Source organism: Streptomyces sp. NPDC047880 (assembly GCF_040706515.1).
Lineage (GTDB): Bacteria > Actinomycetota > Actinomycetes > Streptomycetales > Streptomycetaceae > Streptomyces.
Map to the genome: position 1 here is coordinate 37,726 of NZ_JBEZOK010000024.1, position 23,547 is coordinate 61,272.

21 protein-coding genes and 2 tRNA genes are annotated in these 23,547 nt (G+C 70.1%); 18 read left to right on the top strand and 5 right to left on the bottom strand.

Annotation, left to right across the window (positions count from 1 at the left end; all coding sequences use genetic code 11):
* The first annotated feature begins 189 nt into the window (after positions 1–189).
* The 3 genes from AB0937_RS29470 to AB0937_RS29480 all read left to right on the top strand — a co-directional run bounded on the left by AB0937_RS29470 (position 190) and on the right by AB0937_RS29480 (position 2,610).
* Positions 190–633, top strand: a complete 444-nt coding sequence (locus AB0937_RS29470) for a hypothetical protein (protein WP_366715772.1) — start codon at positions 190–192, stop codon at positions 631–633.
* Between the two features lie 70 nt (positions 634–703).
* The gene (locus AB0937_RS29475; RefSeq protein ID WP_366715773.1) at positions 704–1,588 is read left to right on the top strand and encodes a protein kinase; all 885 of its coding nucleotides are present in this window, start codon (positions 704–706) and stop codon (positions 1,586–1,588) included.
* A 275-nt stretch (positions 1,589–1,863) separates the two neighbouring features.
* Entirely contained in the window at positions 1,864–2,610 is a 747-nt protein-coding gene (locus AB0937_RS29480) for an RICIN domain-containing protein (RefSeq protein WP_366715775.1), read from the top strand.
* 1,389 nt (positions 2,611–3,999) lie between these two features.
* Here the strand turns inward: AB0937_RS29480 and AB0937_RS29485 are convergent.
* Positions 4,000–4,641, bottom strand: a complete 642-nt coding sequence (locus AB0937_RS29485) for a GNAT family N-acetyltransferase (protein WP_366715777.1) — start codon at positions 4,639–4,641, stop codon at positions 4,000–4,002.
* Positions 4,622–5,380, bottom strand: coding sequence for a GntR family transcriptional regulator (locus AB0937_RS29490; protein ID WP_366715779.1), 759 nt, complete (start codon positions 5,378–5,380; stop codon positions 4,622–4,624). The genes AB0937_RS29485 and AB0937_RS29490 overlap by 20 nt, the downstream gene beginning before the upstream one ends.
* A 465-nt stretch (positions 5,381–5,845) precedes the next feature.
* Here AB0937_RS29490 and AB0937_RS29495 point away from each other — a divergent pair, with 465 nt between their 5' ends.
* The 12 genes from AB0937_RS29495 to AB0937_RS29550 all read left to right on the top strand — a co-directional run bounded on the left by AB0937_RS29495 (position 5,846) and on the right by AB0937_RS29550 (position 16,164).
* Complete coding sequence (locus AB0937_RS29495; RefSeq protein WP_366715781.1) at positions 5,846–6,115, top strand: DUF6284 family protein; 270 nt, start codon at positions 5,846–5,848, stop codon at positions 6,113–6,115.
* Entirely contained in the window at positions 6,112–6,558 is a 447-nt protein-coding gene (locus AB0937_RS29500; RefSeq protein WP_366715783.1) for a Pycsar system effector family protein, read from the top strand. The genes AB0937_RS29495 and AB0937_RS29500 overlap by 4 nt, the downstream gene beginning before the upstream one ends.
* A gap of 71 nt (positions 6,559–6,629) precedes the next feature.
* Complete coding sequence (locus AB0937_RS29505; protein ID WP_366715785.1) at positions 6,630–7,439, top strand: protein spdB; 810 nt, start codon at positions 6,630–6,632, stop codon at positions 7,437–7,439.
* Complete coding sequence (locus AB0937_RS29510) at positions 7,439–7,774, top strand: RRQRL motif-containing zinc-binding protein (RefSeq protein ID WP_366715787.1); 336 nt, start codon at positions 7,439–7,441, stop codon at positions 7,772–7,774. The genes AB0937_RS29505 and AB0937_RS29510 overlap by 1 nt, the downstream gene beginning before the upstream one ends.
* A 26-nt stretch (positions 7,775–7,800) precedes the next feature.
* On the top strand, positions 7,801–8,358 hold the full coding sequence (locus AB0937_RS29515) for a hypothetical protein (RefSeq protein ID WP_366715789.1): 558 nt from the start codon (positions 7,801–7,803) through the stop codon (positions 8,356–8,358).
* A gap of 114 nt (positions 8,359–8,472) precedes the next feature.
* Positions 8,473–10,590, top strand: a complete 2,118-nt coding sequence (locus AB0937_RS29520) for an FtsK/SpoIIIE domain-containing protein (protein WP_366715791.1) — start codon at positions 8,473–8,475, stop codon at positions 10,588–10,590.
* Positions 10,591–10,794: 204 nt separating this feature from the next.
* Positions 10,795–11,256, top strand: coding sequence for a hypothetical protein (locus AB0937_RS29525; protein ID WP_366715793.1), 462 nt, complete (start codon positions 10,795–10,797; stop codon positions 11,254–11,256).
* Between the two features lie 11 nt (positions 11,257–11,267).
* The gene (locus AB0937_RS29530; protein WP_366715795.1) at positions 11,268–11,735 is read left to right on the top strand and encodes a hypothetical protein; all 468 of its coding nucleotides are present in this window, start codon (positions 11,268–11,270) and stop codon (positions 11,733–11,735) included.
* Between the two features lie 89 nt (positions 11,736–11,824).
* The gene (locus AB0937_RS29535; protein ID WP_366715797.1) at positions 11,825–12,727 is read left to right on the top strand and encodes a DNA primase; all 903 of its coding nucleotides are present in this window, start codon (positions 11,825–11,827) and stop codon (positions 12,725–12,727) included.
* A 328-nt stretch (positions 12,728–13,055) separates the two neighbouring features.
* Complete coding sequence (locus AB0937_RS29540) at positions 13,056–14,450, top strand: phage/plasmid primase, P4 family (protein WP_366715798.1); 1,395 nt, start codon at positions 13,056–13,058, stop codon at positions 14,448–14,450.
* 239 nt (positions 14,451–14,689) lie between these two features.
* Entirely contained in the window at positions 14,690–14,887 is a 198-nt protein-coding gene (locus tag AB0937_RS29545; RefSeq protein ID WP_366715800.1) for a helix-turn-helix domain-containing protein, read from the top strand.
* Positions 14,887–16,164 carry a tyrosine-type recombinase/integrase gene (locus AB0937_RS29550; protein ID WP_366715802.1) on the top strand — a complete coding sequence of 426 codons (1,278 nt, stop codon included), beginning with the start codon at positions 14,887–14,889 and terminating at the stop codon, positions 16,162–16,164. Before AB0937_RS29545 ends, AB0937_RS29550 begins: the two co-directional genes overlap by 1 nt.
* 80 nt (positions 16,165–16,244) lie before the next feature.
* On the opposite strand, the gene AB0937_RS29555 is transcribed toward AB0937_RS29550, so the two are convergent.
* Together AB0937_RS29555 and AB0937_RS29560 are read right to left on the bottom strand one after the other, a co-directional pair.
* Positions 16,245–16,317, bottom strand: a tRNA-Arg gene (locus AB0937_RS29555).
* A 245-nt stretch (positions 16,318–16,562) separates the two neighbouring features.
* Positions 16,563–16,718, bottom strand: a complete 156-nt coding sequence (locus tag AB0937_RS29560; RefSeq protein ID WP_366715804.1) for a hypothetical protein — start codon at positions 16,716–16,718, stop codon at positions 16,563–16,565.
* Between the two features lie 212 nt (positions 16,719–16,930).
* On the opposite strand from AB0937_RS29560, the gene AB0937_RS29565 reads away from it, so the two are divergent.
* Entirely contained in the window at positions 16,931–17,152 is a 222-nt protein-coding gene (locus AB0937_RS29565) for a hypothetical protein (RefSeq protein WP_366715805.1), read from the top strand.
* A gap of 25 nt (positions 17,153–17,177) precedes the next feature.
* Here the strand turns inward: AB0937_RS29565 and AB0937_RS29570 are convergent.
* Positions 17,178–17,268 (bottom strand) — tRNA-Ser (locus AB0937_RS29570).
* 184 nt (positions 17,269–17,452) lie between these two features.
* Here AB0937_RS29570 and AB0937_RS29575 point away from each other — a divergent pair.
* Positions 17,453–17,968 (top strand): SSI family serine proteinase inhibitor, encoded by a 516-nt coding sequence (locus AB0937_RS29575; RefSeq protein ID WP_366715807.1) that lies wholly within the window; start codon positions 17,453–17,455, stop codon positions 17,966–17,968.
* Between the two features lie 355 nt (positions 17,969–18,323).
* Positions 18,324–23,297, top strand: a complete 4,974-nt coding sequence (locus AB0937_RS29580; protein ID WP_366715809.1) for a PAS domain-containing protein — start codon at positions 18,324–18,326, stop codon at positions 23,295–23,297.
* Positions 23,298–23,547 lie beyond the last annotated feature (250 nt).

Genomic DNA, 23,547 nt, shown 5'->3' on the forward strand with positions numbered 1-23,547 from the left:
ATACGCGGGAGTCCTCTTCATCATCATGATCAGCGGGTCGTGCGGCCTGGTGATCGGCATGGCTCTCGCTGTCGGCCAGTAGACCGGCCGCCCCGGACGGGTGCTCATTCCCCGGTTCCCCCACCCCCGTTCGGGGCGGCCTCCCAACTCCGTAAGTGCCACGCTCCACTACCCAGAAGGAGTACTCGCATGACGGCAACGGCGAACGATCAGAGGTCCGGCCGCGCGGTGGCTGGCGAGGAGCTGTTTCAGAGCCTCGCCCACTTCGTGGTCGTCCGCAACGGGCAGTCACCCGAGCGTGCCGAGCGGATCGCGGACCAGGCGGTCGCCTTCGTGGTCACCGCAGCCACCGCGATCGTCCCCATGGTCCCGTCGGACGACGTGGACCTGGGCCTGCACGCGCTCATCCTGCACACGAAGGAGTACGCCGAGCTGTGCGAGCGGTACGCGGGCCGCTTCCTGCACCACAACCCGAAGCCCGGCGGCGGGGCCCGCGACCCGGAGCAGGTCGCCGCTTCGGCACGCGCCATGAAGACGGCGGGCTTCATGGTCTTCGATGACCTGTGGACCGTGGACGGCACGAACCTTGCCCAGTGCGACTCCGACTGCGGCCGCCCGTACGGCCAGGCGTAGCACAAGACAGCAGCGGCGCGGCCGGCCTCGACTCATGGTCGGCCGCGCTCGCTCGGAAGGAGAAGAGACGTTGTCCGGCTCACCCTCTGAACTGCCGATCGTGGTGCTCGACGCCCTCATGCCCACGTCCCAGCGCCTGGTCCTTAACCGCCGGGGCTCCATGGTCTGGGAGGTGCAGAGCCATCGAGGCCACTACGCGGTCAAGGTCGGCTATCCGATCGAGGCTACGGCCGACTGGCCCGCCCAGCCCTGGACCGCCCTCGCGCCCGCCCGCGAGGGTGCCGTGCTGCATCGCCTCGGATGCGACGACTTCGCGTACGGAGAATGGGAATGCGGGACGTGGAACTTCCAGCCGTGGCATGAAGGGCCGAACCTGCACCAGCTGTGGGAGCCCTGCCGAAGGCAAGCCCCGTCCATCGCACCGGACCCCCGTGTGGCGCTGGGTTGTGTCGAGGTCCTGGCCGAACTGCACGCCAAGGGCTGGGCCCACGGCGACGTACAGCCCGCCCACTTCATCGTCGGGTCGGAGCGGACACACCTCATCGACCTGGCTCTAGCCCGAGGCGGACATGTCCCCGAGGGATACGACTTCCCGTTCCGCGGCTGCCTCGTCCACTACGAAGCACCGGAGATCGCGCGCAGCGTGCTCGCCACCGGGGAAGCCGAGCCCACGCCAGAAGCCGACGTCTACGCCCTCGGCTCCTCCCTGCTGATCTCGGCCACTGGTTGGCGGGCTATCGAGTACCCGGACGACGCTCCACGCCCCGTCCAGAGAAAGGCCGTGGCCAACGGCAGACGCCGCCTCGTCAAGGCGCCCGGTGAGCTGGGCGAGTTGATCGAAGCCATGCTCAGCCATGCTCCCGAAGACCGGCCGACCATCTACGAGGTGGGTAAGGCCCTGCGCCGCGATGCCTTCAACCGCGTTGGCAACGCCCTTCGAGACTCAGATGACTGACCCTCATGCGAACCCTGCGAGGCCGCACTCAAACTAACCGTGGGCCACTGAAGCGCCGTCCAGCCGTCCTGCCACACACTAGGCAGGACGGCTATCCTGCGATTACTCATCCGAAAGCATTGGCCATCGCAAGATCGACGGAAGTACGCATTCCATAGCTGCCGTCACTACCCGCAGCCGTAGTTGAACTACGCTCCCCGTACGGAACCTCCCCCCATCCGTACAACGTCCTATTCGGTGACCAGACTTCGCCGCATTGACGGAGGGCGCAAGGAGTGGACAGGACGACCGCGATAGTCATCCTCATCATGGTATCCATCGTCATACTGGGTGCCATCTACTTCCTTCTCCGCACACAGCAGGCAAGCACTACTACCCAGACGAGCGTCCTAGGCGTCTCTGCGGCAATACTCGGCCTGCTCGCTACGTACTTCACGGCCATTCTCGATGAGCCAGATAAAGCACCAAAGTCGGCCCCTGCCGGCGGAGCAACAAGCCCGAGTGAATCAAGCACGATCGCACCTTCACCCGGCGACTCAGGCGCAGCCAAGCACTCACCCTCGCGGAAATCCGCACCTTCGACCTCCCACGGCGTGGATGGCAGCGCCTCCATGAACTCGCCTGAGCCGCTCGAAAAGAGCACCAACTGGAAACATATAAGCGCCACTAAGTCACCGTATAAGGGCCTGTGCCTGGAAGCCGAGGGACAAAAAGTAGTTACAGCTACTTGTCGCGACTCCAAAGCCCAGCTTTGGACAGCGACAGACCGCGGTGAGATCGTCAACCATGACGCGCGCTGCCTTACACCAGAGGGATTCGGCGGCGGCCAGACCATGATTGCGCAAGTATGCAACGGAAGCAATCTACAGAAATGGGAAATGCGTGAAGGTCGCATTTGGTCTGATTCTCTATGCCTGACCATTCGCGGCCCCTATACGGACCCGGGCGCGGCGATCCAGACATGGAATACAGCGGAAGACCCGAAACCTGCGAATGAGATGTACTGGAGTCTCTCAGATTGAGTCTCGTCCTGCGGCTACTTCCCACCATCCGCAGCGTGAAGAGACGCAGCGCCTTCTGTGCAGTCGAGGCCTTGGTCCGTACCGAGCGGCTCGGCGCGTTCTGCGCGACCGAGGAGGGTGACAGGGCCGGTGCAGATCGTCCGCCTTGTCGGCGACAGGGCGGGCGAGACCAAACACTGAAGCGGTTGCCGTCACCCCGCGCCGTCAAGGCCAACGTCAGAGGCCCTGTGGATCGCTCCACAGGGCCTCTGACATGCTGTGCACTCGGCAGGATTCGAACCTGCAACCTTCTGATCCGTAGGCGCGTTCGCCCCGGAACCTCACGCTCACGAGCAGCCACCCACCGCCGCTATTGCACGATGGTGAGCCCGCATTGGTCCGTCGCCGTGCGCTGGTGTGCGTGACTGTTGATGTCAGGCGTTGATGTCAGGACGCCTATTCTTTTCGCTGGTCACACCGCGCCTATCCGAGCCTCAACCCTTGTGCAGCGGCACGTCGACATGAGTGGCGGGGACCTCGTGCCGCCCCTCGCTCAGGCTATGTCCCGGGACACGCCCCATGCGTTGAACCAGCGGGACGACGGCGGCGATGACTCCGGCAGACGTGCCGATAGGGGTCGCAAGACCCGGGAATGCCAGCACCAGGGCTACTACACCCAAGCCGATCACGGTCACAGCGAGACCAGCGAGCCATCGCCGACGACTCAACCTGACACTGACGGGGAGACGTTCTTCACCGTCGGCGGGTACTTCGCCGTGCGGCGTCCGAGGATTCATGGGTACCGTCATCGCAGACCTTTCTCACGCTAGGGACAAGGTCGGGGCGGCTCCCGTTCCAGCGGGGGCCGCCTTCCCGCGACCACGCCACCCTCAACAGCAACAGGGTGACCTACGGGGCGACGGACGCGCACGTTCCTCTTTCAGCTCCAAATGTTTGCAATTCTCTATAGCCAATTCGCTTTTACGCATCTAGAGATGCGCTGACGTGCGTCTTCTGCCTGCTTAACCCATATCCCATGGCGTACGCAATGGGATATGGGTTATAGTGGATCGCGGCATTTACCCAGGTCGTGAGCCTCATTTCCCGACCCTGGCCTTACTGGCGGCTTACCGCCGCGCTGATGGACTCAAAGGTCTGGTGGTGACCTGCCGGCGCGCTGTTAACCATCCCCGCAGAGGCGTTTGCCGCCTTGAGGGACTCCATGCCCACCAATTGTGACGAAAGTCACAATAGATTCACGTCCTCAGCTCCATAATGAGCGCGTCCTCGCTCTGGATCAGCAGTGGTCGAGGCGTGAGAGGCTGCACAATTCGCGCCCCGAAGGCGTCCAACCACGGTGGCGGGATAAAACCGGTGCTTCGCGGTGCGCCGGTGTGCGTGGACTTGACGTCAGCGGGTCGTTCCGTTCTCGCTGTTCACCCCGTCATTGGCGCGTGCTTCAGTCCCCTGGTGGGGCACATGCCGCAGGGCAGCGGAGCCAACCGGCAAGAGGTCATGCGGCAGGGCCACCTCACCCGCTGGGCGCTGGGCGAGCCATCCCGAACGACGGTGGGCCGGTGCCTCGGTGCGGACATGCTTGAACCCCAACCGTTCGTAGTAGGCGTGCAGCCCTGTGTTCGTTCGCCACGTATCAATGCGCACCCAGGTTCGGCCTTCGAGTGCCGCGAGGCGCGACATCCAGTCGATGACACGCGTTCCGAGGTGCCGACCGGACGCTTCGCGCGCGACCATCAACTTGTACAGGTAGAGCGCTGATTCAGGGCGGTCCTCGTCCGTCCAGAAGTCTCGGTCAACGGGGCCGCGGCTGACAGTGGCCAGCACCTTGTCACCCTCACCGACGACGACCCATGCCCGACCTTCATCTATGCTGGCGCGCCATTTCCCGATGGCACGTTCGCCCGTCTCCGGGTCGCTCCACTGGTCCGTTCCCTTGGTGCTGAGCCATCGTTCCGCCTCTGCTCGAAGAGCCATGAGGGCGGGAACGTCCTCCGCCGCTGCGGGGCGGAGGTATTCAGTCCGTGCTGACTTCATAGAGGATCTTGTGCCTGTCTCCGGGGAGGATGGTGACCATGCAGCGGAGGGGACGACCGTCCGCGTCGTAGCCAGTTCGGGTGTGCTCTGCGATGGGTGTTGCCGCAGGGAGAGCAAGTAGTTCGGCCTCCTGGCGCGTGGGCATGCGGACGGAGATCTCATCCCTGTACTTGGCCTGCACAAGCCCGACGGAGGCCAGTACGCCACCCGGGGCGGAGACGTCGCGCGGCTCCATCAACGGCGTGCCGGTCACAAGGTCCTGCGGAAAGTACGAGTCGGCGAGAGCATAGGGCCGGTTGTCTATGTACCGAACGCGCTTGCGCGCCACGGCCAGCCCGTCTTCGGGGAGTTCGAGGCACTCACGCACGTGGGGCGGTGGCTCCACGATCGACACCGTGATGTCTTGGCGGGGGGCGTTCCCGTTCTCGGAAATCGCGCTGGCCCACTGATCACCGGCGGTCCGTCCTTCAACCGCCGTGGCATGGCGACTCCGGCTCTCCAGCGTCGTCCAGTTCCACACGACAGGCGGGTAGTCCTCACGGACGTACTTGCCCTGCCCCTGCCCCGTGACGACCAGCCCTTCCTCAATCAGGAGGCGGACGCCGGCGCGCACCGTCTCGCGGCTGTAGCCGTACTGGCTCATCATCTTGGATTCGCTGGGGAGTGCCTCGCCTCCCCCCAGTCGGCCGGACTGGATCTGTTCGCGCAGGTCATAGGCGATTTCCTGCGCCTTCGTCATGCCGCGTCGCACCGGTGATGCATCTCCTCTGCTCCGACTCCTCCGTACAAGTTAGACCAGGGGGCTTGACTCTCCAAGCAGGTCTCGTGCAATGTCTTGCCCAGCGGCACTCCTCCAGACAAGCCGGACGGGGTGTCACGTACGGTTCTGCCGTACATGCTGCGCCCGGAGGGCCCCGTGAAACGGGCTCGAAGGAAGCGACTGCTGCTTGAGAACTGAACAGCGTGCCTGGGAGGCCGTCCCTCCCCTGCCAGCAAGAGGACGGATGCGCGTACGGGTGCACCTCGTACGCGACTGCACGACCAGCCCCCGCAGCAGTTCTGCGGGCCGGTTGCCTCCGCTGCTCGTCTCGTACGAGCAGCGCTGAGGGGAGCCGGATCTACCGACTTCAACGGCGCGCGGCCCCGGTGCTGGAACACCGGGGCCGCTGTTCGGGCCGTTCCTGTCTGAGAGGAACCAGACCCAATGGACCACATCGTTACTGTTCAGGACGCTGTTACCGCGTTCGCCGACTTCATGGAGCCGACGGGTGCGGAGCTGGACGCGATCGAGCAGGAGATGCCCGTCATCCTGGCGGACGTCGAGCTGCTCGACGCGCAGATCATCACCCTGGACCGCATCCCGACCGAGCTGGACAACCGACGCCTTCGCCGGGCCCGCCGCCGGGCGCTGGCCGCCCGTATCGCCCTGGCCAACCGCACCGCCAGCACGGCCCAGGCGGGGGGTGCGGCATGAGCGCCACCACCCGGAGCTTGAAGGACGTGCACGCCGAGGTGAAGGCGGAGATCACGCGGACGGACACCAAGACCGGTCTTCTGCTGGCGTTCGTCGGCGCGGTCCTCGCCGGCACATGGACGGTCGCCCGAGACCTGCCCCTGACCCTCCCCGCCTACGTGGCGGGCGTGCTCGGGATGGTGCTGCTGGTCGCGGCGGCCGCTCTGCTGCTGCGCTCGACGAGGCCGAACCTGCGCGGCCGGCACGGGTTCCCGCTGTGGGCCACGCTCACCGCCGAGGAGATCACCGACGCCGTCTCCACCGACCTCGCCGCCGACATCGCCGGACTCTCCCGCCTCGCGGTCACCAAGTTCACCTGCCTGCGCCGCGCGGTCGACCTCACCTTGACTGGTGGGGCGCTGCTCATCCTGGCCGCCCTGCTCACGGCGGGGGGTGCGCTGTGAAGGCCGCGAACCTGCTGCGCATCGCTCGGGCCAAAACGGTACTTCCCGCCGTCGCGATGACGGGGGTATCCATGGTGCTCACCCTCGCCGTGATCGTGATGTGGCTCGGTGAGGCAATGCCCAAGAGTGTCGCCCTGGTCGTCGGTCTCGGCCTGGACGGCGGTTGGCTGGCCACCCTCGCCTACGAGCGCCGCCTCGCCGCCCAGGGTGACCACAGCACCCCGGTAACCGTGGTCGGTTGGGTGTTCGGCGCCGCCGCAACCGGCGTCCTGGTCACCCACGCGCTCATGGCGGAGAAGGAATCCATCGGGGCCTGGCTCGCCGTCTCGTGGCTGCCGTTTGCAGCCAAGGCGCTGTGGCTCGTGCACGGGCTGTGGGAGCGCACCGCGCTCACCCCGGACGCGCTGGAAGCAATCCAGGGCATTCAGCAGGAAGCGCGCGACGAGGCGGCCGTGTCCCGAGCCCGACTGCGGTCCGACGCCGCCACGGAGGAGACCAGGTTGACGGCCGTGACGCAGGCCGGCGCCCGCGTCGCACACGTCCAGGCCAAGACCGCCGAGGCCCTCGCCGAGGCCTGGTCGACGCTGGAGAAGGCACGCCAGGGTGAGGACACCGGCAGGGCGCTGACCAGCGTGACGAGCCGCGTCACGCCCGACGTCACACCCCGCTGGGAACTCCCGGTTTGGGGACCCTCGGAGGCCGTTCCCGCACTGGAGTCGGGACCCGCGCTGACCGACGAGGCGCTTGACGTTCTCGTCGACGAGATCCGCCACAGCGAGGTCCCGGCCCTGTCGTATCGCGAGATGGCCGCCCGTTTCCGTACGGCCGGTCACTCCGCCTCTGAGGTCCGCCTGCGGGCCGCGTGGAAGCGCGTGGCCTGATGGCCACGCTGCCGGTGTTCCGGTGGCGCCTGGCCCCGGACGGCTACGCCACCCGCCGCCAACTCCGAGCGCAGGGCTTGCGGCCCGGCGGACAGGACGTGGCCGCTCAACTCGAACGGCCACGCCGCCACCGAGGGCCGCTGGTCGCCTACCTCTACCGCATCGAAGACGCCAAGCCCGTGCGACCCATGACGCCGGCGAAGTGGGCGGCCCTGGCCAAGGCCAACACTGCCCGCCGCACCTGCCCCGAATGCGGACGGGATGCGGGCTACGTCATCCCCACCTCACTCGGCACGTGCACAACCTGCGCCTACCCCGACGAATCCGCCGCCTAGCGGCAAAGCCCGAGACGGAGACAGTCGTGAAGACATCCGTGAGCACGCACAAGCTGCCCGGCTACGGCTCCACCCTGCGCACCTCCAAGCGGCTGACCGAGCAGGCCGTCAAGCTCGTCAGCCGGTCCGTGTCCGGCCGCATGCCGGACGTGGAAGTCATCCTGACCAACGAGCGCGGCATGGCCGAACTGATGGTCGCCGCTGACATCGCCCTGGCCGGCGCCGCCGACCGCCGTGCCCTCAACCGCGCCACCCGCCAGGCCAAGCACACCGCCCGCGAGATCCAGGCAACGGCGATCCCGCGCCCGGACGGCTCGACGCTGATCCTCATCGACGCCGACAAGCACCCCACGCCGGCTGACTTCGCGGTGACGCTCGTGCACGAGCTGGTGCACGCCATGCAGTTCAGCCGCAAGGGCGTCCTGGAACGGATCGTGCGCAACACCCGCGCCGAACTCGGCATCGAGCGCCAGTCCCGCCGCCAAGCCCGCGAACACGAGCGGCTGGTGGAGCTGGACGAGAACGAGGCGCACAGCCGCGAGTACCTCGCCGAGAAGCTCGTCCCCGGCGCCCGCGCCGCCTGACACCGCACGCCCCACCAGTGCTGCCGGGGTGGCCTCTTTCCTGCCACGGACCAGGCCACCCGGCGCCTCCCTCAACTCCCGCCCTGCATCGGGGCAGTCAGGAGACCCCTCAGCATGTCCGACAACGTCGTAAGCCTCCACAAGGACACCGAACCTGCCACTCAGGACGCGTCGGTGACCACGCTCACCGTGGTGCCGGACGCACCCGCCCCGGCCCCGGTGCCGTTGTGGGTGCGCTCCGGGCGAGCCGTGAAGCGCATCGCCACCGACGAAAAGACCACGACCACCCTTCGCGCGGTGGCCCGCCACGGGATGTACACGTTCAACGGGGGCCGGATCGTGGCTCGCCGTACCTGGGACGGCCGTACCGGTTCCCGCTACGAGCGCATGATCCGGGCGGCTGAAGCCGCGGGGAACCACGAGCTGGCCGAGGAGTGGGAAGAGCGTCTCCAGCGCTTCCGTGATGCCCGGCACCGGCGTCGCATGGACCTGCTCACCTCCCCCGTGGACGTGGCCAAGGGTGCCGCCATCGGCACCGGGATGAGCATCGGCACCCTGGTCGCCCTCGGCATCGTGATGGCCCTCAACACCAAGGACGTCGCCGACGTCATCACCCCGCTGACTGCGGTGATCGAGTTCATCGGCCTGCTCATCACCATCGTCCAGGTCGTCTGGCCCTACGCCGTCACCCTCGGTCCGCTGTTCGCCCTGCTCGCCTTGTGGTCGGTAGGCCGCAAGCAGCAGGCCGCCCCGAACTGGGCACTGCCCGACAACGTCCGCAACGGGGAGGGGGAGCCGATCACGCCGTCCATCGTGGTAAAGGCCCTGCGCGACCTCGGAGTGCCTGCCCTGCGGAACGCCATCAAGGAGATGGGCGACGCCGGCGCCTCGATGCTGGGGCCGATCCGGATCGCCGGATGCGGTGTGGAGGTCGACGTCACGCTGCCGTCGGGGGTGTCGACGGTTGAGGTGCAGCAGCGGCGGCGCAAGCTCGCCGAGAACCTCACCCGCCACGAGCACGAAGTGTTCATCACCATCCCGCAGGCCGCCCGCACCGTGCGGCTGTGGGTCGCCGACTCCGGCGCCCTGGACGAGCCGATCGGCCCGTCTCCTCTCGTCACCGACGAGACGATGACCGCCGACTACGCCAAGGGCAAGGCGCCGTGGGGGCAGGACCTGCGCGGCGATGCGGCGACCCTGAGCCTGTATCAGCGCCACCTGCTCATCACGGGCCTGTCCAACCAGGGCAAGACCGTGGCGCTTCGGTCGTTGGCGCTGTGGCTGTCGCTGGACAAGTCGGTGCAGTTCCTCATGGGTGACCTCAAGGGCGTGGGTGACTGGGCCATGTTCGATGGCCTGGCCACGACCCTGATCCAGGGTCCGACGGATGAGCACGTGATCCAGGTGACCGAGATGGTCGAGGGCGCCGTGGACGAGATGAACCGCCGTATCCAGGCCCCGCCCGGAACGACGTTCCCGCCGCTGATCGTGCTGGTCGACGAGGCGCAGGTGGCGTTCATGTGCCCGGCAAAGGACGAGGACAAGCGCCCCTACGGCGGCGCCAAGGCCAACTCCCGGTACTTCATGGCCGTCCGGAAGATCCACAACCAGGGCCGGGCCGTCAACGTGCTGATGTGGCAGGGCACCCAGGACCCGACCAACGAGAACCTTCCCAAGCTGGTCCGCGAGGGCGCCCACACCCGCGCCTCCCTCGCCCTGGGCACCGAGTCGCAAGCCCGCATGGCCCTGGGAGACAAGGCCGTCGACGGCGGGGCGGCGCCCAACCTGCTGCGTCCGGGCCTGGACCGGGGAACGCTCGTCGTCGCATCCGACGGCATTGCCATCCCGGCCGGACAGTCGTCCATCACGGTGCGCACGCACTACATCGACGACGACGCAGCCGAAGCCATCACCGACCGCGCCAAGGCGATCCGCGACGGCGTCACCACCCTGCACGCCATCGAGCGCGGCGAGGAGCGTGACCCGCTGGCCGACATCGCGAGCGTGCTCGGGGAGTCCTCGCGGGTGCGGACGAAGGATGTGCTCACCCGTCTGGCGAACCTGAACCAGGACGCCTACGGCGGCTGGTCGTTCATCGACCTCAAGCGCGTCCTGGACGACGCCGGCGCCGAGCCGTACAAGTCCGACGGCGTCATGGTCGTCGCCCGCGACCGCGTCGCCCGCGCGCTCGCCAACCGCGACGGAGACGGTTCCGCTTCCGCCGCCGAATGACAGGGAACCGACCCGCGACGGGTCAGGGATGCAGGGAGAACTCCCTGAACGCCTCCCTGACCCGCCTCCCTGGCCCTGACCTGCACGAATGATCACTCAGGGAGTCAGGGAGGCACGCAGGTCAGCACGCCTGAAACCCCCTCTACAGCACTCCCGGAAGGGGGTGCCTCCGCCTCCCTGAACCGGTACCGGAAGGGATTCCGCATGTACCCCGAACACCCCAGCCACGCGCCCACGCAGCGGGCCGTGGAAGTCCACCACCCCACCCCCATCACCCCCGCCGCCGTGACGCCGGCGCCGCTCATCCCCGTCCAGCCGCACGGCATGCCGACGGTCGCGAGCGTCGTCCTCCCGGACGGCCGTGTCGTCACCGGCTACGCCATGAACCCCGCCCAGCCCGAGCCGGTCGCGACCAAGCCGCCGGTCTCCCGCGCGGCGGTGAACGTCGCCCTCGGGGGCGTCGGGTTCCTCGCCGTGTGCGGCGGACTGCTGCTGCTCACCACCTTCATCACCGCCCTGACCGCGCTCATCACCCAGCTCATCACCCTGGCCGCCGTCATCTTCGGCGGCTGGATCGCCGTGCAGGTCTTCAGCGCGAGCGGCTCGGGGGGCAACACCTTCAACATCCGCAAGGCCGTCTTCAAGCGCAACCACTTCAACGGCTGACAGGAGCCCACGTGTTCGAGATCCGCGTCATCTGCGACCCCGCCGACTCCGACCGCGTCACCACCGCGCTCACCACAGCCTTCACCACCGGCGCCGTGCGCCGACGCCGGACCCGCGACGGCGCGCAAACCCGCCTCTACCTCACCGCCGACCACCTCCCCGACCCGGCGGACTGGCCCACCCCCGAGCAGGCATACGCCAAGGCCCCCAGCATCGTCAGCGAGATCGGCTGGACCGCGCGCACCATCGCCACGGCCGAGTGCTTCACCGAGCTGGACCGGGACTTCTACCTGCGCAAGGCCGCCCTGCTGGACCGCATCGCGCTCATGGACGAACCCGCTCCCGCCGGCGACCTCGCCACCGAGACCGCCGAAGCGGCGGCGGTCTCCCTGCTCGACATGGACCAGCCGGGCGTGATCTGCGACCCACGCGCTTACGTCCGCCAGCAGTACGCCCTCCTGACCGTCGACGACCAGTAGCTACGCCAAGGGCGGCCCCCTCGTCTCGCCAAAGTCGCGGGGCCGCCCCTGTCCACCTGCCACTGACTGACCTGTGGAGGTCACCCAGCATGACCCAACCCACCCCCATCCGGCGAGCACCCGGCCACAAGCCCCGCCTGCTGGACACCGCACTCTCCCTGGCCGCGAACGGCATCCCGCCCCTGCCCCTGCGGGCCGGGAAGGTGCCGTTCGGCAACTGCCCCGACTGCACCAACAACGCGTGCGGCGGCCGGCCGAACATGAAGAACCCCGGCCCCTGCCACTGCCCCGACATCTGCCACGCCTGGGCCGCCGCCACCACCGACCCCCACACCCTCACCTCCCCACCCTGGGCGTCCGCATGGCGCCGGGCCGCCGCCGTCGCCTACCACCCCGGCGGCGCCGGGGTGACCGTGGTCGACCTCGACAACGCGGCAGCAGTCGCCTGGGCCCGTGAGACGCTGCCCGCCACCCGCACCGTGCCAACCACACGCGGCGAACACTGGGTCTACCAGGGCGTCATGCGATCGGCGAACCACGTCCGTCCCGGAGTCGACGTCAAGTCGCACATGTCCTACGCCCGGTGGCTGGGCCCCGGCACCGGCCGCATGACTGCACTGCCGGACGCCGTGCGCGCCCTGGCCGTGAGGGAAGACACCACCCCCGCCCGCGCAGGAGTGGTGTCTTCCCTCCCCGCCCCGTGGGACCGGAGCATCGCCACCGGGTGCCGGCACACCGAGCAGTTCGTGCGCACCGGCCTGGAACGGGGCCTGTCCCTCGTCCGGGCCCGGACCGAATCCGGCGCCGGATCACAGGCGTTCGGCACGGCACGGTTCGTCGCCGTGCAGCACACCGCCTGCCCCGGCCCCTGCGCCCTGGAGGCCCTCGGTGAGGAGATCGTGGCCGCCGCCGTCTCCGTCGGCGTCCCGGAGCCCTACGCCCGCCGCGCGGTCACCAACGGCCTTCAGACACCCTCAGGGCGTGCGGCATGAACAAAGCAACACGAAACCCCGTAAACGGCCCTCAGGGCGCCGCACAGGGCCCGCCACGGCCGTCCGTGGGCGAACCGAAGGTCGCCGCCCGCAAGGGCGTCCTTTCTGCCCTTCGCCCTGACCCGCAGCAGGGAGACGGCCGTTACCCCGTCGCGTGGCTGCACATCAGCGCGCCCAATGGCGCCACCCCCAGCGCCACGTCACGGTGCGAGTGCGGGTGGCACCGCCGGGCGTTCGGCCGCAAGCGAGTGCTGGCCCTGATCGACGGCCACACCGACCACCGCGAGCACTGCCCGCTGCGTAACCCCCAGGAAGGGAGGGACACGGCATGACCACCCCCATCACCGCCCAGACCGAGGAACTGCCGCCGCCGTCCAACCCCCTGGCCGTCGCTCGCCGTCTCCTGCCCGACTGGCAGAGGGATGGACGCCTGATCGTTAGGCGCTGGCGTGGCTCGTGGATGCGCTGGAACGGCACCTGCTGGCGCGAGCTGGACGAAGCGCAGGTGCGCAAGGGCATGTACGAGCGCCTTGAGCACGCCGTCTTTCAGGCCCCTGCCAAGGACGGCGAGTTCGAGGAACGCGACTGGGCACCGACCAAACCGAAGATCGGCAACCTGCTCGACGCCATGGGCGCCATCACGCTCCTGCCCACCGAGACCGACGCTCCCGCGTGGATCGATGAACACGGGGACACCGGGCAGGACCACGGGCCCATCGTGGCCTGTGAGAACGGGTTGCTGCGGATCCGGGACCGTGCGCTTCTGCCGCACACACCGGAGTTCTTCAACCACGTCTCCGTCCCGTTCCCCTACGACCCCGACGCCACCGCACCGACGTGGGAGGGGTTCCTGGCGCAGCTCTGGCCCGACGACCCCGCCTCCATCACCGCACTTCAGGAGTGGTTCGGCTACGTGATCTCCGGCCGCACCGACCAGCAGAAGATCCTGCTCATGGTCGGCCCCTCCCGATCGGGCAAGGGCACCATCGCCCGCGTGCTGAAGTCACTGGTCGGTAAGGAGAATCTGGCCGGGCCCACCCTGGCCGGGCTCGGCACGAACTTTGGCCTGGCCACCCTGGTCGGCAAGCCTCTCGCCGTCATCTCCGACGCCCGCCTGTCCGGCAACGACAACAGCCAAGTAGTAGAGCGGCTGTTGACGATCTCCGGTGAGGACACGATCGACGTCGACCGCAAATTCCGCGAGCAGTGGACGGGCAAGCTGCCCACCCGGCTGATGATCCTGTCCAACGAACTGCCGCACTTCGGCGACTCCTCCGGCGTCATCGCCAACCGATTCATCCTGCTCAGCACCCGCCTGTCCTGGCTGGGCAGGGAAGACCCCACGCTCACCGACCGGCTCATTGCCGAGATGCCCGGCATCATCAACTGGGCCCTGGAAGGACTCGCCCGCCTGGAACGCGCCGGCCGCATCACCGAACCGGCATCCAGCCGCGAAGCGATCACCACCATGCGCGACACCGCCTCACCCACCAGCGCCTTCATCCGGGAACGGTGCACCACCGGCCCGGCCTGCACTGTGCCGGTGGACGCGCTGTGGACTGTCTGGCGGGAGTGGGCCGAGGACAACAACGTCAAGCCCGGCACCAAGCAGGTGTTCGGCCGCAACCTGCTCTCCGTCGTCCCTCAGCTCAACCGCACCCGCCCGCGGGCGCCCTCCGGTGAGCGGATCGCCACGTACCACGGGATCGCTGTCACCGGGTGAGCCCAGAATCCCCAGGGTCGCGGCCCATCGCGGCCCACCATCTCTGACCTGCGACTTTCCGAACCCTCATTGCGGCCCATCGCGGCCCACCCGACTCACGGCGTGGGCCGCGATGGGCCGCGATACCCCCGCGCAAAACCGCAGGTCACAGGCTTGGGCCGCGATGGGCCGCGACCCACAGCATTGTGACGCCATCCACGCCCCGACTGGCCCTCTCCTCACCTCAGGGAGATCACCGCATGACCACCGCCATGCCCCCGAGCTACGAGGCGCTCAAGGTCCCCGAGGTCATGACCGCGCTGCGCCTCAGCCGCAGCAAGGTCTACGACCTCATCCGCTCGAAACAGCTCGAAAGCTTCACGGCCGGACGCGCTCGCCGCATACCGGTCGACTCCGTACGCCGCTACATGCATGACCGAATCGAGGAGACCGACTGATGGCCAAGCGTGCCAACGGCGAGGGAACTATCAGCAAGCGTGCGGACGGCCGTTACCACGCCGCCGCCTACGTCTACCGCCCCGACGGCACCCGCACCCGCAAGTTCGTCTACGGCAAGACCCGCAAGGAAGTCGCCGACAAACTCACGGAGTTGCAGGAGAAGACCCGCCAGGGCATCCCGGCCGCAGAGTCCACCATGGCGTTCGGCGACTACCTCACCTACTGGCTGGCCACCATCGCCCCGCAGCGACTTAAGCCGTCCACCCTTAACAGCTACGAGGGTCTGACCCGCCTGTACATCCGCCCCGCCCTCGGTAAGAAGCGGCTGAACCGGCTGTCGCCGGCGGACGTGCGCCGGTTCCTCGCGGAGTTCAAGGACTCGTGCCTGTGCTGCCTGCGGGGTGCTGACAGGGAGCGCCCGGAGGACAAGCGTTCGTGCTGCGCCGTGGGCCGCTGCTGCGAGCGCCGCCCGGCGGCCCGAACCGTCCAGTACATCCACGCCGTCCTTCGGTCCTCCCTTCAGCAGGCGATCCGAGAGGAACTGATCGCCCGGAACGTCGCCCGGATCGTGGAGACCCCCACCGTCACCCGCAAGGAGGTGCGTCCACTGGACGCCGCAGAGGCCCGCCTCATGCTCAAGACCGCCCGTTCCCACCGCCTCTACGCGCTGTGGCTGCTGCTCGTATCGACAGGGCTGCGGCGGGGTGAGGCGCTCGCACTCACGTGGTCTGATGTCGACCTCACGAACGGTCAGCTCCGTGTCCGCCGGAACGTACAGCGCATCCGGCGAGAGCTGATCTTCGGCAGTCCCAAGACCACACGATCCATTCGTACGGTGTCCCTCCCGAAGCACTGTGTGCGTGCGCTCGCCCAGCACCGGGCCCAGCAGGAGCGGGAACGCAAGGTCGCGGGGAAGAAGTGGGAGCCCGCACCGGGGCAACCCGACGGGCTGATCTTCACCACGATCACCGGTCGCGTCACGGACCCGCGCAGCCTGAACCGGATGCTCACCATCCTTTGCCGGGACGCCGGCGTGCGACGCGTGCGAGTGCACGACCTCCGGCACACTTGCGCTTCTCTCCTGCTCGCTCAGGGCGTGGACGCTCGCACGATCATGGAGACGCTGGGCCACAGCACGATCACGATGACGCTCGACACCTACGCGCACGTCATGAACACGACGCTCAAGGCCGCTGCCGATCGGATGGACGACGCCCTCGGACTGGACGACTCAGAGGAGTCAGACAGCGAGCAGGAGCCGACCGCCGAGGAGTGATCGGCGTTTCTGGCTGCGTTGATGTCAGCGGTTGATGTCAAAGGCCCCCTGGGATGATCCCAGGGGGCCTTTGACCTGTGTGCACTCGGCAGGATTCGAACCTGCAACCTTCTGATCCGTAGTCAGATGCTCTATCCGTTAAGCTACGAGTGCTTGTTCTGTTTTATCGCCGCTCCCGGGCCTTCCGGCTCGCTCGCGGCGACAGGAAGAACATTACATGACTGCCGCCGCCATGTGAAATCCGTTAGCCATACCCCTTGCGACCTGCTGAAACCGCCCCCAGGGGCCGTCCGGGCCCGCGCGGTGTCAGCAGTCGGTCGAGCTGGACGCGCGCGGGTCCGGACGGTTGACGGCCCGAACGGGCCGGGCATGCTCAGGCGGCCGCCACCGAGGGACGGTCAGCAGACCTGGGAGGAGTAGGCGGCGTAGGACTCGCCGCTGATCGTGATCTGGCCGGCGGCCCGGGTGCACACGCCTGCCGTGTTGGCGCCGTTGCTCCAGACCTCGTACGCCGGGCGGGCCTTGCTGACTCCACCGTGCGGGGTCGCCGTCACGCGTCACGACGGCCGTGTACACGCTTGACCATCTGCGGTCCCTGAACGACTCCCACACCCAGACGTAGGCGTAGTTCTTGCCGCACCCGTAGTACTGCTTCACGGAAGCCGCCGCATATCCGTTGACCTTGATGTAACCGGTCGCGCCGACCTGGGAGACGCTGGAACAGCCCGGCGCCGACGCCGCTGCCGCAGGGCCGGCGCTGATCAGTGTGGCCGAGGCAGCGGCTGCCACGGCGGTGACAATGGTGGTGATGCGTCGCATGTTCCCCCGCATTCGAAAATGGTCGATGAAGCTCAAGTCCATCGGAGACGGCGAAGCGAAGAAAGGGCTGCGATCCGCAGCAGAGACGGGCATTCCGCGCATGCAGCCCTGTGACGTGGCTCACCATCTGAGGGAAAAGCCACTGAAAAAGCTCAGGGAGTCCGTATGACTTACCGGACTCCCTGAGCTGAGCGCGGAGGCGGAGGGATTTGAACCCTCGATGGGCTTTAAGACCCAAACCGCATTAGCAGTGCGGCGCCATAGACCGGACTAGGCGACGCCTCCAGCATCACTCCCGCGCGAGCGCGAGCGGTGCGTGCCGATGATGACACAGTCGAGCGTGCTGTCACCAATCGACCCCCACGGTACTAGGCGGGAAGGGCGCAGGGCAAAGGCCTTGTCAGGCCCGTACGGGCCCCGCTCGGGCGTCCGCGCGCAACATCCCGGGCCGCCTCGCGTTAGACAGCGCATGTTGCGTGCCACTTCCCGGGCCACGGCCCGCCCCGCCTTGCGGCGCCTTCTCGTCGGTGCCGCCGCCTCCGTCGCCGCCGCCGGGTCGCTGACCGCGGCACCCCCGGCCGCGTACGCCCAGGCCGACCCGCCCGGTCTGCCGTACCCGGCCGCCCGGCCCGGCGACGGCCCGGACCGGGATCACCTCACCGTCACCGTGCGGAACGCCGGCGGCGGGGCCGACGGAATGTTCGAGCTGTACTGCGACCCCGACGGCGGCAGCCACCCCGACCCGGACGGCGCCTGTGCCGCCCTGGAGCGGGACACGCGGTGGGGACAGGACCTCTTCGCGCCCGCGCCGGAAGGCGGCTTCTGCACCATGCAGTACGGCGGGCCCGCCACCGCTCACGTCACCGGCACCTGGGCCGGACGGCCCGTCGACGCCACGTACGACCGTCGCGACGGCTGCCAGATCTCCCGGTGGGACCGGCTCGTGCCGCTGCTGCCGGACATGAAGGCCACGGGGACGGGCTGACGCCGGCCGGGAGGGAGAGAGGGACGGCGGGCGGGAGAGACGGGAGCGGTCGGTCCGAGCCCTTTGCGCCACACTCCGCCCTCATTCCGCCAGCTGGGGGCGGCTCGGCCGAAAGGTACAGAAACGCCGCTCTCGTAAAGGTCCCGCGAAGGTCCCGCGACGTCGTCGCAGGAGGGCGGGCGTTTCACGGTTACTCGGTCGTCAGTTCGGGGTCACTTTCGCGGGCGACCTCCCTCTCATCCGGCGTCGCGAGCGCAACCGCAGCCCTTAGACTCCCTCGCGTGACACGCCGCGGGACGGTTGGCAAGATGGCCCGAGCGGTCGGCAAGGTGCGGTAACAGGGAGGAAGCGTCTCGTGAGCAGCAGGCCATCCCGAGGCGCTGCTCGCCTCGCAGCCATACTGGACGCCCTCCCGGACGCGTTGGTGCTGGTCAACGCCAACGGCACGGTCGTCAACGCCAACACCATCGCCCTGGAGGCCTTCGAGACCCCGGGCACCGCTCTGGTGGGGCGCGGGCTGCTCGATCTGCTGCCGCAGTTCGACTCCAAGCTCATCCCCGGCTCCATGCGCCGGCCGGAACACCTCGATCCGCACGCCCGGACCAAGCCGACCCGCATGATCGCGCGCAGGACCGACGGGACCGAGTTCCCCGTCGAGGTCACCAGTGCGAATCTCGAGAACGGGCAGCAGGCCTACGACGGTTACGGCTACACCGGCGACGAGCTGCTCATGCTCGTCGTGCGCGACCTGTCCGGGACCGTGGACACCGAGGCGGAGCTCGCCCGGTCCCAGCGGCAGACCGAGATGATCCTGCGGGCCGCGTCCGAGGGCGTCGTCGGGACGGACACCGACGGGCGGATCGTGCTCGTCAACCCGGCCGCCGCCCAGATACTGGGATTCCGGGCCAGCGATCTCGGCGGACGCGAACTGCACAACCTCGTCCTGCACTCGCGCGCCGACGGCTCGCCCTTCCCCTACGAGGACTCGCCGCTCGCGGACACCCTGCGCTCCGGGCGCAAGCACCGGGTGCGCGGGCAGGTGCTGTACGCCAAGGACGGCGGCAAGGTGCCGGTCGACCTGACGACCGCGCCCGTGCGCGACGGCGATCAGCTCGTCGGCGCCGTGATGACCTTCACCGACCGGCGGCCCTACGACGCCGTCGTCGAGGAGAAGGAGGCGGCGCAGAAACGGCACGAGGAAGAGCTGGAGCGGATCGCCGAGGAGAACGCCTCCGAGCTCACCGCGCTGCGCCAGCAGCACGTCACCGAGCTGGAGGAGCTGACCGAGCGGCACGCCGAGGAACTCGCCGCCAACGAGGAGCGGTACGCCGCGCTCGGGGAGCGGGAGAAGGACCGGTTCGAGGCGCTCGCCGCCCGGCACGAGCAGTTGCTGACCCTGCTCGGCCGGTCGCTGCGCGGCCCGCTGGAGGAGCTGCGCCGCGAGCTGGCCGCGCTCGCCTCGGACGACGCCGGGCAGCTGTGGCCCGAGGCCAACCAGGTGCTGCACCACCTGTCCGCCGGCTACTCGCGCATCACGACACTGATCGACAACGTCCTCGGGTACCAGCGGCTGGACGCGGGCGGCGAGGGCATCGCCCGTACGAAGGTGATGCTGGACGCCGTCGTCGCCGCCGGGGTCGACGGGGCCGTCGAGCTGATCGGGCCCGGGCGGGTGCAGTTCGCCGTGCACGCGCCGCCCATCGAGGCCGAGGTCGATCCGCGGCTGCTCGCCACCGCCCTGGCGCACCTCGTCGCCGACGTGGCGGGGGTCGACGCCACCGGCAACACGCCCGTGTCGGCGGGCGGTTACCTGGACAACACCGTCGTGGTGGCCGCGGCCCAGCGCGGCGAGGTCGTCCGCATCGAGGTGCGCGGGCCGTACGCCGGTGGCGACACCGTGCACGAGCCCATCGTCCGCGGGATCGTCCGGGCCCACGGCGGTGTGCTGCAGACGCACGACGTGCCGGGGATGAGCGGGAGCGCGTACGTCCTCGAGGTGCCGATCGGCGGTGGGGCCGGGGCCGTTGCCGCCCAGCAGGCGGACGAGTCCGCCGCGCTCGCCGTCGTCGACCCCGCGGATCCCGCCGCCGTCGGTCCCGCCGGGCAGGGCCCCGCTGGGGGGCGGCGCCGGGCGCGGCGGGGCACCACCGACGCTTTCCTGGACGGAGACGTCCCGGGTGGTGAGGGTGACGGGGCCGGTGGTCCCGGAGCCGACGGTGCCGCGCCCACCGGGCGGCGCAGGCGGCGGGCCGCCGGGGAGCCGGCCGCTCTTCCGGCCCTGGCGTCCGGTGAGGAGGCTGCGGCGAGTGCTGAGGCGGGCCCCGCGTCCGGTGGCACCGGGCGGCGGCGGCGCGCGGCCGAGGAAGCCGCTGCGGGTGCCGTCGGCAGTGCCGTCCAGGGTGTCGCCGAGGGCGCCGTGGTGACGGCCGCCGAGCACGCGGCGGGAACCGCCGCCTCGAACACGGGCCTCGGCGGAACCGTGCCGCCGCAGGGTGTGCCCGCGCCGTCCGGGCGGCGGGCCCGGCGTGAGCCGGGGGAGCAGGCGGCGCTGCCGCCCGCCCTGCCCGCGCCGTCGTCCGGTGATGAGTCCGCCGGTTCCGCCGATGCGGTTCAGGGGCAGGACGGGCAGCCGACCGGGCGCCGACGGCGCGCGCTGGCCGCCGCCAACGAGCGGGCGGCCGCAGCGCAGGAGGCTGCGGCCGGGCCGCGTCCGGTGTTCGCCCTGCCCCCGGCCGGGGCCGATCAGACTCCGCCCCCCGCCGCCCCCGCCCAACAGGAAGCTCCGGCCCAGGCCGACCAGGGGCAGGTGCCCGCTCAGGGGCAGGCGCCGGTTCAAGGACAGGCGCCCGCACACGGCCTGGCGCCCGCACAGGGACAGGTGCCCGCACAGGGACAGGTGCCCGCACAGGGGCAGGCGCCCGCACAGGGGCAGGCGCCGGTTCAAGGACAGGTGCCCGCACAGGGCCTGGCGCCCGCACAGGGACAGGTGCCGGTTCAAGGACAGGCGCCCGCACAGGGACAGGTGCCCGCGCAGGGACAGGTGCCGGCTCAAGGGCAGCCGCCGCAGGCCGTGGCGGCCCCCGGGTCGGCCGTCGCCGGTGGCGGGATGGCCGACGAGGGGCGGCACGACGCCGTTCCGCACGACCAGTCCGCCGACCACACCCCGCCGCAGCCGCATCCGACCAGTGCGCCGACCGGCCGCCGGCGACGGGCCGTCGCGGCGCCGCAGCCGGCCGAGGGAACCGCGGCGCCGGTGCCGGGAGGTGCCGACCAGGTGGGTCCGGTGCCTGCGGGCTCCGCGCCCGCGGGTCCGGGCGGGCCCGTACCGCCGGGTTCCATGCCTGCCGCTGCCGTGCCGGCGGCGTCCGTCCCCGCCGCAGCCGCCCAGGGTGTCCCCGCGCAGCAGGACGCCACCGGCCAGATCCCCCGGGGGCAGGCCGCGCCCGTGCAGCCCGGGGGCGCGCCCGGCACCGCCGTACCGCCGGGTGCCGCGCAGGGCGGTGCCGTACCGCCGCAGGGCGTCGTCCCCCAGGTGCACGTGCCGCAGGGCGTTTCCGTACCCGCTCAGGGCGGGCTCGGACAGAGTGTGCAGGCAGCCCTCCCGGGGCAGGTCCTGCCGCCCGCGGCCCCGGCCCAGCCCCTGCCGCAGCAGCCCGCCGCCGGCCGGCCGCTTCCCGCGGAGGCGGCTCCGGGGCAGGCCGTCCCGTCCCAGGGCACGAACGCCCGGGGAATCCCGGCGGCCCAGGGCACCAGCGCCCACGGCGCGCCCGCTCAGGGAGTTCCCGCCCACGCGACCCCGGCCCACGGAGCCCCCGCCCAGAACACGAACGCACAGAACACGAACGCCAACGGAACCCCGCCGCACGGCGGCACCCCCGCCGCCCAGCCCTGGCCCGCCGCCAACGACGCGACAGGGGCCGGGACCGCGCACCCGGCTCCCGCCAACGGCACGCCGCCCCAGGCACCGCAGCACACCCCCGCGCCGGGCACACCGCTGCCGCCGGGGGGTGCGCCGCGGGCGGCCCAGCCGTTGCCCGCGGAGGCCTCCGCACCCGTCGATCCGAACTCGACGCAGGGCCGCGCCATCAGCGTGCGGACGCTGGGCCAGGGTGTGCCGTTCACCCGGCAGGCGGCCCAGGTCCAGCAGCCGTCGGCCGTACCCGTCCCGCAGTCCGGCCCGCAGCAGTCGGCCACGCCTCCCCCGCACCAGCCGGGCGGCTCGGGTCGGCGCCGCAAGCTCGGCACGCCGCCCGACCCGGCGAAGCGCACGGACCAGACGGCCCGCCCGGAGCAGGGGCAGCCGCGCCCGGCGGAGCAGGCGACCCGTCCGGAGCAGGTCGCGCGGCCGCGTCCGGCGGGCGAGCACACGCCGCCGCCCGTCGCCGCGCAGGTACCGGCCCCGGCCACGGCACCCGTCCCGGCGCAGCCGTCCCTCGCCGGTCAGTCGCGCCTCGCGCAGATGACCGAGGGCAGCGGACGGTCGTACGCCATAGGCGCGCCGGACGAGAACGCCGCCGAGGGGCCCGAGCCGCTGGACGGGCCCGGCGGGGCCGTCGAGGTGGCCGATCCGCCGCGGCCGCAGCCGATGGACGACGAGTTGCCGCCCGAGCCGCTGGACAACCCGCGGCGGCTGCTGGTCTGGCCGGCGCCGGACGTCAGCACGCAGCAGGCGCTGAGCGACCGCGGCTACCGCCCGGTGATCGTGAACTCGCGCGAGGAGGTCGACGCTCAGATCGCGGCGTTCCCGGCCGCGCTGTTCGTCGACCCGCTGACCGGGCCGATCACGCGTACCGCGCTGCAGTCGCTGCGGCAGGCCGCCGTCGCCGCCGAGGTGCCCGTGCTGGTCACGGCCGGGCTCGGGCAGGCCTCGCGGGACGCGGCCTACGGTGCCGACCCCGCCGTCCTGCTGAAGGCGCTGGCGCCTCGCGACACCGAGCAGCACCCGCCGCGGGTCCTGCTGATCGAGGAGCACGCGGAGATCGCGCTGGCGCTGACGGCGACGCTGGAGCGGCGCGGGATGCAGGTCGCGCGCGCCGCGAGCGACGCGGACGCGGTGACGCTGGCGGGGCAGTTCCGGCCGAACCTGGTCGTGATGGACCTGCTGCAGGTGCAGCGGCGGCAGGAGGGCTACGCCGGGATCGTCGACTGGCTGCGGGCGAACGGGCAGCTCAACCGCACCCCGCTGGTCGTCTACACCGCCGCCGTCGACCAGGCCGACCTGCCGCGGCTGGCCTCCGGGGAGACGGTGCTGTTCCTCGCGGAGCGGTCCACCAGTCCCGAGGTGCAGACCCGGATCGTCGACCTGCTCAGCCGGATCGGCACCAACTGACAGGTCCTGCCGCCCCGGCAGGACCTGGAGCGCCGGCAGCCGGCGGGTGGCAAGCCCGCCCTCGCCCTGACCGCGACCTCCACCCCCGCCACGGCCAACACCGCCTACGTCGTCGCCGGTTTCGCGGGCGGCGCGGCCGCTTCGGCCCTCGCGGGGGCCGCGTTCAGCCACGTCGGCTGGGGCGGGGTGTGCGCGGTCGCGGGTGTGTGGCTGGTGCTGGGGTGGGGGCTGACCTCCGTACGCCGGTGAA

Bases quoted from the DNA above. Each gene is read 5' to 3' on its own strand.
- AB0937_RS29485 (WP_366715777.1), bottom strand. From the start codon at position 4,641: ATGAAGTCAGCACGGACTGAATACCTCCGCCCCGCAGCGGCGGAGGAC.
- AB0937_RS29490 (WP_366715779.1), bottom strand. From the start codon at position 5,380: ATGACGAAGGCGCAGGAAATCGCCTATGACCTGCGCGAACAGATCCAG.
- AB0937_RS29495 (WP_366715781.1), top strand. From the start codon at position 5,846: ATGGACCACATCGTTACTGTTCAGGACGCTGTTACCGCGTTCGCCGAC.
- AB0937_RS29520 (WP_366715791.1), top strand. From the start codon at position 8,473: ATGTCCGACAACGTCGTAAGCCTCCACAAGGACACCGAACCTGCCACT.
- AB0937_RS29510 (WP_366715787.1), top strand. From the start codon at position 7,439: ATGGCCACGCTGCCGGTGTTCCGGTGGCGCCTGGCCCCGGACGGCTAC.
- AB0937_RS29575 (WP_366715807.1), top strand. From the start codon at position 17,453: ATGTTGCGTGCCACTTCCCGGGCCACGGCCCGCCCCGCCTTGCGGCGC.
- AB0937_RS29505 (WP_366715785.1), top strand. From the start codon at position 6,630: ATGGTGCTCACCCTCGCCGTGATCGTGATGTGGCTCGGTGAGGCAATG.
- AB0937_RS29545 (WP_366715800.1), top strand. From the start codon at position 14,690: ATGACCACCGCCATGCCCCCGAGCTACGAGGCGCTCAAGGTCCCCGAG.
- AB0937_RS29500 (WP_366715783.1), top strand. From the start codon at position 6,112: ATGAGCGCCACCACCCGGAGCTTGAAGGACGTGCACGCCGAGGTGAAG.
- AB0937_RS29470 (WP_366715772.1), top strand. From the start codon at position 190: ATGACGGCAACGGCGAACGATCAGAGGTCCGGCCGCGCGGTGGCTGGC.
- AB0937_RS29540 (WP_366715798.1), top strand. From the start codon at position 13,056: ATGACCACCCCCATCACCGCCCAGACCGAGGAACTGCCGCCGCCGTCC.
- AB0937_RS29550 (WP_366715802.1), top strand. From the start codon at position 14,887: ATGGCCAAGCGTGCCAACGGCGAGGGAACTATCAGCAAGCGTGCGGAC.
- AB0937_RS29535 (WP_366715797.1), top strand. From the start codon at position 11,825: ATGACCCAACCCACCCCCATCCGGCGAGCACCCGGCCACAAGCCCCGC.
- AB0937_RS29525 (WP_366715793.1), top strand. From the start codon at position 10,795: ATGTACCCCGAACACCCCAGCCACGCGCCCACGCAGCGGGCCGTGGAA.